The 13,267-nt window shown below is 62.9% G+C and carries 16 protein-coding genes and 1 tRNA gene; 6 read left to right on the forward strand and 11 right to left on the reverse strand.

Annotated features, from left to right (window positions below; all coding sequences use genetic code 11):
* A complete protein-coding gene (locus tag B9A15_RS03345) occupies positions 1-396 on the reverse strand; it encodes a thermonuclease family protein (RefSeq protein WP_244556772.1) in 396 nt (131 codons plus the stop codon).
* A 184-nt stretch (positions 397-580) separates the two neighbouring features.
* Positions 581-655 (reverse strand) — tRNA-Thr (locus B9A15_RS03350).
* Between the two features lie 400 nt (positions 656-1,055).
* On the opposite strand from B9A15_RS03350, the gene infC reads away from it, so the two are divergent.
* Positions 1,056-1,595 (forward strand): translation initiation factor IF-3, encoded by a 540-nt coding sequence (gene infC / locus B9A15_RS03360; protein ID WP_084408823.1) that lies wholly within the window; start codon positions 1,056-1,058, stop codon positions 1,593-1,595.
* A gap of 332 nt (positions 1,596-1,927) precedes the next feature.
* On the opposite strand, the gene B9A15_RS03365 is transcribed toward infC, so the two are convergent.
* Complete coding sequence (locus B9A15_RS03365; protein ID WP_139798177.1) at positions 1,928-2,665, reverse strand: hypothetical protein; 738 nt, start codon at positions 2,663-2,665, stop codon at positions 1,928-1,930.
* Between the two features lie 516 nt (positions 2,666-3,181).
* Between B9A15_RS03365 and panC the strand changes: the two genes are divergently transcribed.
* Positions 3,182-4,063 (forward strand): pantoate--beta-alanine ligase, encoded by an 882-nt coding sequence (gene panC / locus B9A15_RS03370; RefSeq protein WP_084408623.1) that lies wholly within the window; start codon positions 3,182-3,184, stop codon positions 4,061-4,063.
* Entirely contained in the window at positions 4,060-4,878 is an 819-nt protein-coding gene (gene panB, locus B9A15_RS03375) for a 3-methyl-2-oxobutanoate hydroxymethyltransferase (RefSeq protein ID WP_084408624.1), read from the forward strand. Before panC ends, panB begins: the two co-directional genes overlap by 4 nt.
* Before the next feature lie 11 nt (positions 4,879-4,889).
* Here the strand turns inward: panB and B9A15_RS03380 are convergent, their stop codons facing one another.
* Genes B9A15_RS03380 through ygfZ form a run of 3 tightly spaced genes read right to left on the reverse strand, consistent with a single transcriptional unit; the run spans position 4,890 to position 6,962 of the window.
* Positions 4,890-5,447, reverse strand: coding sequence for a tyrosine phosphatase family protein (locus B9A15_RS03380; RefSeq protein WP_425292945.1), 558 nt, complete (start codon positions 5,445-5,447; stop codon positions 4,890-4,892).
* Positions 5,413-6,051: a YfbR-like 5'-deoxynucleotidase gene (locus B9A15_RS03385; protein ID WP_084408626.1), complete on the reverse strand. Its 639-nt coding sequence runs from the start codon at positions 6,049-6,051 to the stop codon at positions 5,413-5,415. The genes B9A15_RS03380 and B9A15_RS03385 overlap by 35 nt, the downstream gene beginning before the upstream one ends.
* A 44-nt stretch (positions 6,052-6,095) precedes the next feature.
* Complete coding sequence (gene ygfZ, locus B9A15_RS03390; RefSeq protein WP_084408627.1) at positions 6,096-6,962, reverse strand: CAF17-like 4Fe-4S cluster assembly/insertion protein YgfZ; 867 nt, start codon at positions 6,960-6,962, stop codon at positions 6,096-6,098.
* Between the two features lie 116 nt (positions 6,963-7,078).
* Between ygfZ and B9A15_RS03395 the strand changes: the two genes are divergently transcribed.
* Both B9A15_RS03395 and B9A15_RS03400 read left to right on the forward strand, forming a co-directional pair.
* The gene (locus B9A15_RS03395; protein ID WP_084408628.1) at positions 7,079-8,419 is read left to right on the forward strand and encodes a dihydroorotase; all 1,341 of its coding nucleotides are present in this window, start codon (positions 7,079-7,081) and stop codon (positions 8,417-8,419) included.
* A gap of 137 nt (positions 8,420-8,556) precedes the next feature.
* Complete coding sequence (locus B9A15_RS03400; RefSeq protein WP_084408629.1) at positions 8,557-9,075, forward strand: DUF421 domain-containing protein; 519 nt, start codon at positions 8,557-8,559, stop codon at positions 9,073-9,075.
* Positions 9,076-9,111: 36 nt separating this feature from the next.
* On the opposite strand, the gene B9A15_RS03405 is transcribed toward B9A15_RS03400, so the two are convergent.
* The 4 genes from B9A15_RS03405 to B9A15_RS03420 all read right to left on the reverse strand — a co-directional run bounded on the left by B9A15_RS03405 (position 9,112) and on the right by B9A15_RS03420 (position 11,780).
* Positions 9,112-10,080 (reverse strand): hypothetical protein, encoded by a 969-nt coding sequence (locus tag B9A15_RS03405; protein ID WP_139798178.1) that lies wholly within the window; start codon positions 10,078-10,080, stop codon positions 9,112-9,114.
* A gap of 287 nt (positions 10,081-10,367) precedes the next feature.
* Positions 10,368-10,643, reverse strand: coding sequence for a hypothetical protein (locus B9A15_RS03410; protein ID WP_084408631.1), 276 nt, complete (start codon positions 10,641-10,643; stop codon positions 10,368-10,370).
* A 91-nt stretch (positions 10,644-10,734) separates the two neighbouring features.
* Positions 10,735-11,217, reverse strand: a complete 483-nt coding sequence (locus B9A15_RS03415; RefSeq protein ID WP_139798179.1) for a TIGR02301 family protein — start codon at positions 11,215-11,217, stop codon at positions 10,735-10,737.
* 101 nt (positions 11,218-11,318) lie between these two features.
* Complete coding sequence (locus tag B9A15_RS03420) at positions 11,319-11,780, reverse strand: NUDIX domain-containing protein (RefSeq protein ID WP_084408633.1); 462 nt, start codon at positions 11,778-11,780, stop codon at positions 11,319-11,321.
* Between the two features lie 45 nt (positions 11,781-11,825).
* Here B9A15_RS03420 and B9A15_RS03425 point away from each other — a divergent pair, with 45 nt between their 5' ends.
* A complete protein-coding gene (locus B9A15_RS03425; RefSeq protein ID WP_244556773.1) occupies positions 11,826-12,725 on the forward strand; it encodes an SOS response-associated peptidase in 900 nt (299 codons plus the stop codon).
* A gap of 128 nt (positions 12,726-12,853) precedes the next feature.
* Here B9A15_RS03425 and B9A15_RS03430 read toward each other — a convergent pair whose 3' ends face one another.
* A complete protein-coding gene (locus B9A15_RS03430; RefSeq protein WP_084408634.1) occupies positions 12,854-13,036 on the reverse strand; it encodes a hypothetical protein in 183 nt (60 codons plus the stop codon).
* Positions 13,037-13,267 lie beyond the last annotated feature (231 nt).

Below are 13,267 nucleotides of genomic sequence, written 5' to 3' on the forward strand. Positions count from 1 at the left end.
TCAGCGTCCGCACCATTTGTTGCCTTCATTCGGCCAAGGCTGGCTCAGGCCTTCGTTGATCAGCACCTGCCCGGCGTCTCGCCCGTCACTGAGCCGGACCTTCACCAGATCCCGCCCATATCGGCCGGTCTCGCCACTATCCTCAATCCGATAGCCGCCGTCCATCAATTCGCGCAGCCGATCGCGTGCCTGGATAGCAAGGTCGGCCTCTCGCGAACACTCGGCATGGCCGGCCATCTCGGGCGTATTGACGCCCGCCATGCGCCACTTCACGCCGCGCTCCCATCCGGTATCGCCGTCGACGATGCAGGTAAGCTTGCGCGCCGCCCGATCACCACCTTCGCAGACGGGGATGGCTTGGGCGGCTGCGGGGAAGAGGAGGGCGGTGCGGGTCATTCTGGCGAGGTAGAGTCGCCGGCGCCGAGCGGCAAGTCATGAGCGATATGACGTGAACGGCCAGAGAACCTATTCCCCCAGCTTTCCCCCACGAACCGTTGCGAGTTCGGCGTCTGTTCACGTTGGAACGCGCTAAAACCTGCAAGCCCAATTGAGCCAAAGTGCTGGAAATCCCTGAGATTAATGGTGCTGCTGGCGAGGATTGAACTCGCGACCTCTCCCTTACCAAGGGAGTGCTCTACCACTGAGCTACAGCAGCGCTCTGACCCAACTCGTTGGCGGAGGATCAAACCGATCCCGAAACCGCAAAAGGGTCGAAATTTGGCGTATCGTCGCGATCCGCGAAGGCGAACGACACTTCGAGAGAACGCCGCTGGAACGGCGCGTCGTCGATGGGCGCTGTCTCTCCGTTTTCGCGCCGTTCGTCAAGTGCGAATTTGAGGCAATGGCGCTGAAGGATGCGTGAGGCTTGATCGGCCGTCACGAAACGTGCCGGAAAGACATCCGGTTCGCGGCGGGTGTCTTTTTTCGGCGCTCATGTTATAGTGCCCCCAATATCGCCTCGCCACGGTGCGAGATCGACAGAGCTTGGATGCCGGAACCACCGGAACTATCTGAGCATTGCCCATCAAAGTCGTCAACAACCGGAGACAACGACCATTCGCAGACCATTTCGTGCACCGCCGGCTCAAAAGGAGGGGCCGCGCTCCAATAGGGAAATTCGCGTCCCGACCATCCAGCTGATCGATTCGGAGGGTCAGAATCGCGGTGAGATTCCGACGTCAGAGGCTCTCGCCATGGCGGAGGAGGCTGGGCTCGATCTCGTGGAGATCGTGCCGAATGCATCGCCTCCCGTCTGCAAGATTCTCGATCTCGGCAAGCTGAAATACGAGAACCAGAAAAAGGCCGCCGAAGCCCGCAAGCGCCAGAAGACCATCGAGGTCAAAGAGGTGAAGATGCGGCCGAATATCGACGATCACGACTATGAGACGAAGATGAAGGCCGTGCGCCGCTTCTTCGACGACGGCGACAAGGTGAAGGTCACCTTGCGGTTTCGTGGTCGCGAAATGGCTCACCAGGAACTCGGAATGCAGTTGCTAAATCGCGTTCGCGAGGAGACCAGCGAGATTTCGAAGGTCGAAGCCGAGCCAAAGTTGGAAGGCCGTCAGATGATGATGGTTCTGGCGCCGCGCGGCTGAAAGGTCAGGCCGTTTCGGCCGATTTTTAATGATGACGGGCGGCGGCACGAATTGCGCCGCCCCAAGATCAGTCTCGGTCCGCGAGAGCATATCGATCTTGATCCGACGTGACTGACGCTTGATGTGCGCCGCTCGCGCATGGTTCCCATATTCGAAGGCTGAGCCAGGGAATACTCGCCGTCCGAAAAGCGGTGGGCGGGTTGCTTGACCAATGACCCTCGCCTGACAAATCACCTTCGCGACCGATCGGCCGGCATAGTCGGCGATGAGGCCAGCCCATCGAATGAGGTTGGTCGCTCTCCTATCGCTGCAGGTCGAGCGACGCCTTTCCCTTAGATCGCGATCGTTGCAATGATGCGCCCACGTCTTTGCGGGGAGGACTTCGCCGAGTCCGACGCGGTTCTGAGATCGATGGCGATCTCGCGGCAGCGCTTGCCGATCGTCACGGAGGCGGATTGACGTCGACCCCTTGCCAGGTCACTGACCGTTTCGTGCAGGCGATCATGGTCTAGAGCCGCCGCCGGGCGCAGGCGATCATGGGCCTTGGACGGTCTGAAAAGCTTGCGATCGTCGAGCATGTCGATCATTGCGGCGTTCAGGCCGTGAATGCGTAAATCGCTCGAAATCAGGGCGACGGGTCGTTGGACTCGGTCCCACTGGGTTTCGAGGCGAGTGCGATCGAGGGACACGTCATCCAGCCCGCGAAACGCGGCTGTGCGATAGGCATCGGAGATATCGTCGGCCAGCATGGCGAGGAGAACCTCCAGCGGACGGCGATACATCTCCTGCCGATCTTCGGGCATTCTTGCAATCAGAAATTGCAGACGTTTGTCGTCGCAGTCGAGAAGAAGAGCCCGAATCCCGGTTCGGTCGCCTTCGATGAAATTGGGCTCGCTGAGAAGCGTCCCGCGTTCCGGATTGCCGAGACCCAGATGCCAATAGCGATCGCCCGCGTGAGACCCGACGCCTGATCCGACCATGGCGAGGACCGGAATCTGCGAGCCGGGCGCCAGCGTAACCTCTTCTGTCGAAACGAGAAGGCCGGGAAAGGCGTGCTCCAGATGGCGCAAGAACATCGTCCACTCGAGACGATCGAGGGAAGCTTCTGCCAGCAACGCACGGAATCGATCGGGGCGTCCAGGAAACTGGATCAGCATCGTATACACCGTTTTGTAGCCCCGCCTAGAAGAAGCCATATTTGAGCAACATTCGCAAGCCTCCCGAAGGAATTCCCTCGCATTCGAGGCTGCTCTGGCCGCGATTTATTACCAATAATAGCAATTCGTGTTCTTCTGGTCTAAGGGGATGGCGATTGCTAGACGCAGTCCGCCGCAGCCTTGGATACCGGAATGTCTGTTGATTGGCGGAGGCGCTCAATACGGGGCTCAGCAGGATATCTTAACGGGCGTCAACGATCGCCCTGCTCGAAATTCGGGCGAAATCAGCCCGCAGAGTAGCCGGACTGGTCTCACGACGGCCCGTTGGCGCCGATGAAAATCGAAGCCTCAAGCTCCTGTATCGAAGCGCCCCGAACTCATGTAGAAGGCGGTTGCTCAACCCTCACGCCGACCAGCGGGCCGAGAAACATGCAGATTTTCGACCGTATCGCCGATCTGAGATCAGCCCTCGAACGCAGCCGCCGGGCTGGCCGGACAATCGGTTTCGTGCCGACCATGGGCGCGCTTCACGATGGGCATCTGTCCTTGATCGAACGAGCGCGGGCCGAATGCGACATCGTCGTCGTCTCGATCTTCGTCAATCCGACGCAGTTCGGTGAGAGCGAGGATTTCGCGCTCTATCCGCGTGATCTAGAGCGTGATAGCGCCTTGTGCGAGCGCTCCGGCGCCGACATCGTCTTCGCCCCGCCGGTCAACGAGATGTACCCCCGCCCCATGGAGACCGTCGTCTCGGTCGAGCCGCTCGGGAGCGATCTGATCGGGGCGGTGCGTCCTGGGCATTTTCGCGGCGTCGCGACCGTCGTCTCCAAACTCTTCAATATCGTTGGCCCCCATCGCGCCTATTTCGGCGAGAAGGATTTCCAGCAGCTGACGGTCATTCGGCGGATGGTCGAAGATCTGGCAAGCCCGGTGCGTATTGTCGGTGTTGCGACGGTTCGCGAAGAGGACGGCCTTGCCATGTCCTCGCGCAATGTCCGCCTGACACCGGAAGACCGCGTCGCCGCGCGCGTCCTGTCGCAGGCCTTGGATCTCGGCGCCAGGATGATCGAAGGCGGGGAGGGCGATGTCGAAGCGGTTCTCTCCGCAATGCGCGGCCTGATTGCCCAAGAGCCGCGCGCAGATCTTGCCTCTTTGGATATTCGCAGTAGCAACGGACTGGCACCGATCGAGACGATCGGACAAGAGCCGGTCGTCATGCTGATCACGGCGCGCTTCGGCAAGGTTCTTCTCATCGACCAGCGAGAAGCCGCCGCGCCTCATGCCGGTATCAACCGCAAGATGGCCTCATGAGTACCGGGGCCGCAACGAAGCGCCGGACGGCTGTCGACATCCGAGGCCGCAAGGGCGGCGAGCCGATCGTTTCGCTGACGGCCTATAGCGCCGTCATGGCGCGGCTCGTCGAACCGCATGTGGATTTCCTTCTCGTCGGCGACAGTCTCGCAATGGTCGAATATGGCATGGACTCGACCCTTGCCGCGACGCCCGACATGATGATCCGCCATGGCGCCGCCGTGGTCTCAGCGACAAGCCTGCCACTCGTCGTCATCGATCTGCCCTTCGGCTCTTATGAGGCGAGCCCCGAGCAGGCTTTCGCCACGGCCTCGGCGGTCATGGCCGGCACGGGGGCTGGCGCGGTCAAGCTCGAAGGCGGCCAAGCCATGGCGCCGACGATCCGTTTCTTAAGCGATCGCGGCATTCCGGTCATGGCCCATGTGGGCCTGACGCCCCAAGCCGTGAACGCGCTTGGCGGCTTTCGCAGCCAGGGCCATGACGAGGCCGCGCGAAGGAGGATTTTGGAGGACGGGCAAGCCGTCGCTGAGGCCGGAGCGTTCGCCGTCGTCGTCGAAGGCGTCGTCGAACCTCTGGCCGACGAGATCACGGCTCAAATCGGTGTCCCGACGATCGGCATCGGCGCGTCCGTATCCTGCGACGGTCAGATTCTCGTCCTGGAGGATATGCTGGGCCTGACACCACGCGTGCCCCGGTTCGTCCATACCTTTGGCGCTCTGGCCGGTGCCGTCGACGAGGCTGCCAGTGCCTATGCGAGTGCCGTCAAGGAGCGGCGCTTTCCAGGGCCCGGCAATGTCTACAAACCGCGCGGCTGACGGCTACCGGGTCAGTCTTCGAATTGCAGCGGCAGCACGAACGGCGTTCCCGCATAGGCGTCCTCGCCCCGGCCGATCGAGCGGATCGCCTCGATCATCTTGCCCTCGCGCTTCAGCTTCTCGTCGGCAAAGGTCACGAGACGCAGATTGGGCGTTGCCGAGGGGGCCCGTTTGCGCAGCTCGTCGGCGAGCCGCATTGCGTCGAGTTCGGGATTGATCGATAAGGCCAGGATATAGGCCGCCGCCGTCGAGCGGCTGATCCCGGCAAAGCAGTGGATCGCCAAGGGTGTTTCGCGGTTCCAGCGGGCGCCGAAGGCGATCAACTCGTCCACATGCTGGGCGCCGGGCGCGGTCAGGCCTTCGGTCGGCTCGACGATGTCGTTGAAGCCGAGAAAGAGGTGGCGGGACGCCTCGATCGTCGCCGGGCGTGGGACCGGCGTATCGGCATTGATCAGGGTCACGAGATCGAGCGCGCCATGGCGGGCGACCGTTTCGGGAAGATCGGCGAGAGACGAGACGACGAGATAGCTCATGTCACCCTTCTTGGGCTCGAAGGTCGGTTTCGGCAAGGGCGTCCCGGTTCGGGATCGTCTCGCTCGCCCGGCGAGCTGCCTGAAGGCACTCGCCGTCGATGGCCGCGAAACGCTCCAGAAAGCGCGCCTGGGCATCCTTCGCAGGCAAGGGCGCAAGGTCGGCCGGATTGACGCGATGGCGTTTCGGGCGGCCGAAAAAGGTGTTCGCCTCGTCCGGTGTGAAGCCGGCAAGGGTCACGGCCTCGGCATGGGCCGAGAGGCGATCGGCCGCCTTGATCGCCTTGGTTACGGTCTCCGGCAGATCGGAGGGCAGTCCGAAGCGGATATGGATCGCCCGCTGCAGCCGGGCTTCGACGCTCTTGTAGTCGCCACCGAGGATCGCCTTGAAGGGCGAGATCATGTCGCCGATGACATATTCCGGGCCGTCATGGAGGAGAGCTGCGAGGCGCCAGCGCGGATCGTCCGTCTCCTTTGCCACGATCGCCTCGACGATGAGGGAATGCTGGGCGACGGAAAAGGCATGATCGCCGATGGTCTGTCCGTTCCATCGGGCAACGCGTGCCAGCCCATGGGCGATATCGCCGATCTCGATATCGAGCGGCGACGGGTCGAGGAGATCGAGCCTTCGCCCCGAGAGCATGCGCTGCCAGGCCCGAATGGGCTTTGGGCTTCGGCTTGGGGCTCTCACAATGCGCTCTCGTCTTCGCTGTCCTTTGGCGCCGCGGCGAGGGAAAAGCCTGCCCATGGCGGCACGGTTGCTTCCACCGGCACCCCGTCCACCGAGACCGACTGGCCGTCGGTCAGGGCCTTGGCGAGCTTGTCGATGCGCAGAACGGCGAAGCCGGCGCTCCCGGTCGCCGCATAGAGCGTGCCGATGGCAGCGAGCCCGCCGGCCGAGACGTTGGCGCCGGGGGTCAGATGGCCTTCGCCGTCGATCAGCATCAGCCGCCGACGCGCCGTGCCGCGATGCTGCATTCGCGAGACGACCTCCTGGCCGACGAAGCAGCCCTTCTTGAAAGACACCCCGCCATTTTGGTCGAGAAGGACATCGTGGGGAAAGAGATCGGATGCCGGATAATCGGTTTCGGCCTCCGCGACCCCGGCGCGGATCCGCCGGTCGTGATAGGCGCCGGCGGCCACGGTTTCGGTGCCTTCAGGCAGGTCGCCATAGAGCCGCAGAACGGCTCCGTCCGCGAAACGTTCGTCCACATAGGTCGCCTTGGCCTCATCGGCCGACGCCTGGTCGAAGATCGCGTGAACCGCATCGTCGACGGACGTGATCGTGACCTTGGCTCTCAGCTTGTAGAGCGTCAGGCGTTTGACGAGCGTATCCCTGACGCTCGCCGCGCATTCGAGACGAAAACCGGTATCGGTCCGCCCGACGAGGAAATCGAAGAGGATCTTGCCCTGAGGCGTCAGAAGCGCGGAGGGGCGCATATGGCCCGGCGCGATCGAGGGAATGTCGGCCGTGACCAGATTTTGCAGGAAATGTTCGGCCTCGGCCCCCTCGACCAGGAGGCAGGCGCGGTCGGTCAGTCGACTGATGGGCATGATGGCATCCTCTGGCGTCTCGTCTGGAAACGCCGAATCCTTGTTCGCTGATCCACCCTTAGGCTATCGGAGGACAACACGAAGACAAGTCACGAAGCGACAGGGGCGCTCAAGCCATGACGACGACCTATGACAGGATCCTCAAAGGCGGCACGGTCGTCAATCAGGATGGGGCCGGGGCGCGCGATATCGGTATCATCGACGGACGCATCGCGGCGATCGGCGAACTCTCGGCGCAGTCGGCCGGCGAGGTGATCGACTGTACCGGCCTCACCATCCTGCCCGGAGTCATCGACAGCCAGGTCCATTTCCGCGAGCCGGGCGCCGAACACAAGGAAGACCTCGAATCGGGCTCCCGAGCCGCTGTTCTCGGCGGCGTGACTTGCGTCTTCGAAATGCCCAACACCAATCCCTTGACCGTCACCGAAGCAGCGCTGGCCGACAAGGTGAAGCGCGGTCGTCATCGCATGCATTGCGACTTCGCCTTCTGGGTCGGCGGAACGCGCGAGAATGCCGGCGACGTCGCCGAGCTCGAACGCTTGCCCGGCGCGGCGGGCATCAAGGTCTTCATGGGCTCCTCCACCGGCTCGCTTCTCGTCGAGGACGACGAGGGCGTCCGCGCCATTTTGACGAATACGCGCCGCCGCGCGGCCTTTCATTCGGAAGACGAGTATCGGCTTCGTGAGCGCCAGAGTGAACGTGTCGAGAACGATCCGACCTCGCATCCCGTCTGGCGCGACGAGATCGCCGCGCTGACCTGCACCGAGCGGCTCGTACGGATCGCAGAAGAGACCGGCGCGCGCATCCATGTTCTCCATATCTCCACCGAGGAGGAGATCGGCTTTCTGGCAGGCCACAAGCGCAACGTGACCTGCGAGGCGACGCCCCATCACCTGACCATGACGGCCGACGACTATGGCCGGCTCGGCACCAAGCTGCAGATGAACCCGCCGGTGCGCGAGGCACGGCACAAGGCCGGCATCTGGCGAGGCATCGCCGATGGCGTCGTCGACGTTCTCGGCTCCGACCACGCGCCCCATACGTTGGAGGAAAAGGCGCAAACCTATCCGAAGTCGCCTTCCGGCATGACGGGCGTTCAGACGCTGGTTCCGATCATGCTCGATCATGTGGCTCATGGCCGCTTGTCGCTTGCCCGTTTCGTCGATCTGACATCGGCTGGTCCTCAGCGCATTTTCGGCCTGTCGCGGAAGGGTCGGATCGCGCTTGGCTACGATGCCGACTTCACCATCGTCGATCTGAAGCGGCGCGAGACCATCCGTGATGGCTGGATCGGGTCGAAGTCCCAATGGACGCCTTATGACGGGCGCGAGGTGACCGGCTGGCCGGTCGGTACCTTCGTTCGCGGCGCCCGTGTCATGTGGGAGGGCCAGCTCGACGAGAGCGCGCGTGGCGAGCCCGCCGAGTTCGTTGAAGCCTTGGCGCCTTTGGCCGGCTGAGAAGTTCTTGGGCCACCCAAGGCCTGACGCCCGCGCCTTCCGCCTTACTTCGGAGTTGAACGCGTAGCGAAACGGGTCGCCGTCAATGCTCTTGAGAATCCGCTTCGCTTCTGTGATGCAAAGGCGAGGGGAAGCATATGTTCGGATTGCCCGATTGGTTGGACGCCGTGGTTCGGGGTCTCGTCCTCGGTGGATTGACACTCGGCGTGATCGTCGCTCTGGTGCGTGTCGTTGGCCTGCGTTCTTTCTCCAAAATGACCGCTTTCGACTTCGTCATCACTCTGGCGACCGGCTCGCTTCTGGCGACCGGCGCCGGAAGCGTGTCGAGTTGGCCGAGCCTCTTGCAGGCGCTGGTCGCGATCGCCGTTCTGATGGGGCTGCAGGTGGCGCTCGCCTTCATCCGCAAGGCGACAGGGCCTTCGAATTCGGTCCTGGAGAACGCGCCGCTTCTTCTCATGCGCGACGGGGTCTTCATTGACGAGGCGATGGAGAAGAGCCGGGTCTCACGCGACGACGTTTTGGCGAAGTTGCGTGGGGCCAATGTCATGCATTTCGAAGAGGTTCGCGCCGTGGTGCTGGAGACCACCGGCGACATCAGCGTCATTCATGGCTCGGACATGGCCCCTGGTCTGCTGGATGGGGTCCGTGGCGCGTGAGAGATCCTTGGCCGGCCGGATGGCGGCCGACAGCCGTCAGTCACCGGAGACGAAATAAGCGAGGCGCCCTTCCGGGGTGATCCCGAGGCGGAAAAAGTTGTAAGCGCCGAAATCGAGCATCGCCTGATAATCGCCGCTCGTCACGATTTCGAACAATTCGACGAGCTGCGGCTTGGTCAGGGAATCGATTCGGGTCTGGGCGAAATAAGGCCAGACGAAGATCGCATTCTCGCTGCCCGGCTCCATTTCCATGTGACCGGATTCCAGAAGCTCCAGCATGATGGCGAGCGTTTCGAGACCTTCGCCGTCGCCGGACAGCGACTTCAGATGGGCGATCGGATCGGCGATCGGTCCGCCGAATGAGAGCACCGTCCCGTCTTCGCCAGTGTCGATATAGGGGCGCAGCGCCTCCACATCGCCCGAGCGGGCGATCTCCATCAGTTTGCGCCGAAGATCCCGCACCGGAGCGGGAAGCCCCTGTTCCTCGTAGCGCACACCGGAGGACGCAAGCGGCTCGGCCATAGCGGTCGTTGGGCTCTCGTCCGCGCCGAGGCCGGTGGTGGCGTGTGTCTCCGCTTTGACTGGAGCCGTGTCAGCCGGAAGAGGTTGCGTCTTCGGGGCCGGTGCATCGCTGGCCGGAAGCGGCGTGGCTGGCGCGTTCTGCTCGCCCGTTGGGGCGGCAGGGCCCGGTTCGCCGGTCGCGGTGGCGGGCGGGACGGGAAGGGGGCCTTCCTGATCAGTGGGCTGGCCGGGCGCCAGGGTCTCACCATCGATCGTTGCCGAGGATGCGTCGCCTTCGGTTGACTCGGCTGCAGTGCCAGGCAGCGGCGGCAGCGGAACCGCGACGATACCCTCGCGGGTCTCGGTCGGCTGGCCGGTCTCTTCGGTGACGATCTGAGAAAAGGCAAAGGCCGTCACCGGCGCAAGCCCAGCGATCAGCGCAAAGGACAGCGCGAATGCGTTTAGCGGCCAGTGTTGGCGGTAGCGATGAGTGGCAACGCTCATGTCGTCCTCACGCAAGGTTTCGGATGGGGCGGCATCATGCTCGGCGACGCGGCGCCGACCGGGAGAAGCGACCGCGCCGAGCCTTTGAACGTCGCCCGAAAGCATCCCAGCATGTCGAGACGAAGGCAGATGACGATCGCCTCGATCAGTCGATCGTGATGACGCGCCGCTCTCAGGCGGCGCGCGGTCGGGCCATCGAAACGTGCCGAAGGCTACATCACGCTCGGTGACCTATCCCCGGCAACGTCCCCCTCGTCGCCGAGCTTGGGCGTAGACTTGCGCGGCCGTTACTGAACGGTGCGGTCGGCGCGAAATTCACCGAATCGAACGCGCTGGCGCAGATCGTCCATCATCTCCACCACCTGATCCTCGCCATGCAGGCGCACAAGCTCGAGGAGAGCCGTGGTGATCGCGGTCTCAGCCAGAATATCGGATTCGATGCCGTCGGAGATGCCGTCGGCCCACGCCTCGCTGTGATATTCGAGGGCCACCTGCTTCTTTTCGGCCTGGATCATCTCGTCCAATTCGACGCTCGGCAGATCGAACATCCGGAAACCCCTCATTTTTCGTTTCGGACTTCACGTCCTCTTAAGATTTACCTAGCACGCTCCGGGCAGGATTCCTGCGCGATTTCGCAAGAGCGTTTACACGTCGTTAATTTCCGTATCGCGTCACGATGTCCTGGGCCAGCTTTTCGCCTTCGCTTTGATAGCGGTTGTGGGCGAGCCGAGCCGCGTCGGTGCAGCTGCGATAGGTCGATTCATACGCCCTGTAGCCATTGTTGAAGCTGGCGATGAGTCGGCGCTTGTCCGCTTCGCCTGGCTTTTGCGCCGCGATGAAACGGCCCATCTCGTCGCGCCAGATCGATGGGTCTTCCGTCGCGCAGAGCGTGCGCAGAAAATGCATGGAACCGAGGACCGTCGCAAGGCGGCTCAAAGCCTCGATAAACGGACCGTCGCTCGGCGGTGCTTCGCTTGTCTCGCCCGCTTGATCCGGCTCGCCTGCGCCTTCGGACGCCGCGCCATCGCCATTTGCGGTTTGTCCAAGGCTCGGCCCGCCGAGTGGCAAGGCAAGGAGCAGCGCCAGACCGCAAACGCGCAGAATCGATCCATCCAAATGCATGAAAGCGAGTTTCACCTTTCATTAGGCCTTTTCAAGACGGAGCTTTCGCCGAATTGACTTTGCCGACCCTTGCGTCGTTTCGGCAACAGGCGCTTGCGCCTAGAAGAGGCGGGCGATCAGCCTTTCAATCCGAGGACGCTTGCGGCCTTTGCAACGATTTCGGGAAGGCCTGGCGTCGTGCGATCCGCGACTTCAAGGTCTTGGACGGCGTGCAGAGGATGGAAGGCTGCGCTTGCCGCGTCGTCCCCCGCGCGTGGAGGGCGGTCGTGCGAACATCGAACGCCGTGAACCGCGATGACCGCGTGATAACCCTCTCCGATCGCCTCATGCAAGCGCACACGCGAAAGGGCTTCGGCCGCGAAGGAAAGGCCGGTCTCTTCGAAGAGTTCGCGAGCGGCGGCTTCGGCGAGGCGTTCGCCCAGCCGGACCTTTCCGCCCGGGAGGCTCAGACGACCGGCCAAAGCGCCTTGCGCCCCGCGCTCCACCAAGAGGACCTCGATCCCGGATGAGGCCTCCCGAAAGACAGCGGTCGAGACACCGAGAAGCGGGCGGCGCGGTTCGGAATGTTCGTCGGTCACTGGCTCACCTCGCTTGTCGTTCGCAGCCTATGGCGAAGGACTCGTATGATGGCGCAACGGCGCAAATTGGTATGTCGCTATAGCCCGCAAAAGGCGGCACACGCCCTTGACGGGATGCGCTGGTCGGGCTCCCATGCAGCCATGTGCGGTCGCTTTGCCCTTCATGCCAGTCCCGAACGCGTCGCCGAGCTTCTATCGCTCGACGAGATCGAGGATTTTCCGCCTCGCTACAACATCGCGCCGACACAGCCGATCCTCCTGGTCATCGGTGGCGCAGAGGCCCGCCCGGAGGCGAACCGGGCCGGGCGAACGGCGCTGCTTGCCCGTTGGGGTCTGATCCCATCCTGGGTGAAGGACGCCTCGAAATTCCCGCTTCTGATCAATGCGCGCGCCGAAACGGCCGCGACCAAGAATTCCTTTCGGGCAGCCATGACCTATCGGCGCTGCCTGATCCCGGCGACGGAATTTTACGAGTGGAGGCGCACGGGAAGTGGGCCGGCAAAGCCCTTTCTGTTTCGGCCCGCCTCCGCACAGCCTTTCGCTTTTGCCGGTCTGTTGGAGACAGCCCATGGGCCGGACGGAGGCGAACTCGACACCGCCGCGATCGTCACGACGAGCGCTGAGGGCGCGCTGACGGAGATCCATAACCGCATGCCGGTGGTGGTCGAGGAGCCCGATTACGAGCGTTGGCTCGATTGCCGGACGAATGCGCCGGGAGCGGTCGCCGACATCGTTGCCACATCGGCCGCGAAGGATTTTTCGATCGTGTCGATCGGAACGGCCGTGAACAAGGTCGCCCACGCCGGACCCGAAGTGCAGGCGCCGATTGGCGACTTTGACGCTCGAAAGCCGGGGATTCAAGATCTGTCAGGCCGAAAGGGCGCGAGCGCACAGACGCCGAAAGGCGAGCAGGCCGGCGAAGCGGATCAGCTCAAGCTTCTTTGAAGTGGGGCTGCGACCGATAGTTCAGCTGTCATGAACCGCAGTCACACATCACATTCCGCCAACGATCGTCGGCAGGTTTGGAGCAGCGGGACCGCTCGCCGCAGGAGACCGGTCCCGCGAAGTTGCCGTCACTCAGCAGCAACCAGCGGCTGGATGCCGGCCGGCTTAGGCTTGATCGTGCCGGAGCGCGTCTTCATCGCATGGGCCGCCGCGCTGATCGCGGAGATGCCGATCGTGCGATAATTGTTCTCGAGGCGGACCTCGTTCTCGCGTTCGGTCTTCGAGCGGAATTGGGGTTCGTTGTGCTTCATGGCCTTCTGGCTGCTTTGGCTGCGTTGCGATCTGGATATGGGTACGGAATATGCCGCTTTCGGGGCAATTACGCGCATTTGACCTTTCCTTGATTCGAACGTGACCAGCAGTGGTTTGCCGTGACAATCACGCCACGGCGACCTCTCGGCAAATGAGCACAATGTTCCTCGGTTCGGGCAATCGGAAGAACGAAACAGGCGGAAGCGGTCATTCGGCTCGAAGATGCGGAT

This window comes from Fulvimarina manganoxydans (genome assembly GCF_900176465.1).
GTDB classification, from domain to species: domain Bacteria; phylum Pseudomonadota; class Alphaproteobacteria; order Rhizobiales; family Rhizobiaceae; genus Fulvimarina; species Fulvimarina manganoxydans.

Bases quoted from the DNA above. Each gene is read 5' to 3' on its own strand.
- B9A15_RS03345 (WP_244556772.1), bottom strand. From the start codon at position 396: ATGACCCGCACCGCCCTCCTCTTCCCCGCAGCCGCCCAAGCCATCCCC.
- panC (WP_084408623.1), top strand. From the start codon at position 3,182: ATGCAGATTTTCGACCGTATCGCCGATCTGAGATCAGCCCTCGAACGC.
- panB (WP_084408624.1), top strand. From the start codon at position 4,060: ATGAGTACCGGGGCCGCAACGAAGCGCCGGACGGCTGTCGACATCCGA.
- B9A15_RS03385 (WP_084408626.1), bottom strand. From the start codon at position 6,051: ATGCTCTCGGGGCGAAGGCTCGATCTCCTCGACCCGTCGCCGCTCGAT.
- ygfZ (WP_084408627.1), bottom strand. From the start codon at position 6,962: ATGCCCATCAGTCGACTGACCGACCGCGCCTGCCTCCTGGTCGAGGGG.
- B9A15_RS03395 (WP_084408628.1), top strand. From the start codon at position 7,079: ATGACGACGACCTATGACAGGATCCTCAAAGGCGGCACGGTCGTCAAT.
- B9A15_RS03400 (WP_084408629.1), top strand. From the start codon at position 8,557: ATGTTCGGATTGCCCGATTGGTTGGACGCCGTGGTTCGGGGTCTCGTC.
- B9A15_RS03405 (WP_139798178.1), bottom strand. From the start codon at position 10,080: ATGAGCGTTGCCACTCATCGCTACCGCCAACACTGGCCGCTAAACGCA.
- B9A15_RS03410 (WP_084408631.1), bottom strand. From the start codon at position 10,643: ATGAGGGGTTTCCGGATGTTCGATCTGCCGAGCGTCGAATTGGACGAG.
- B9A15_RS03425 (WP_244556773.1), top strand. From the start codon at position 11,826: ATGATGGCGCAACGGCGCAAATTGGTATGTCGCTATAGCCCGCAAAAG.
- B9A15_RS03430 (WP_084408634.1), bottom strand. From the start codon at position 13,036: ATGAAGCACAACGAACCCCAATTCCGCTCGAAGACCGAACGCGAGAAC.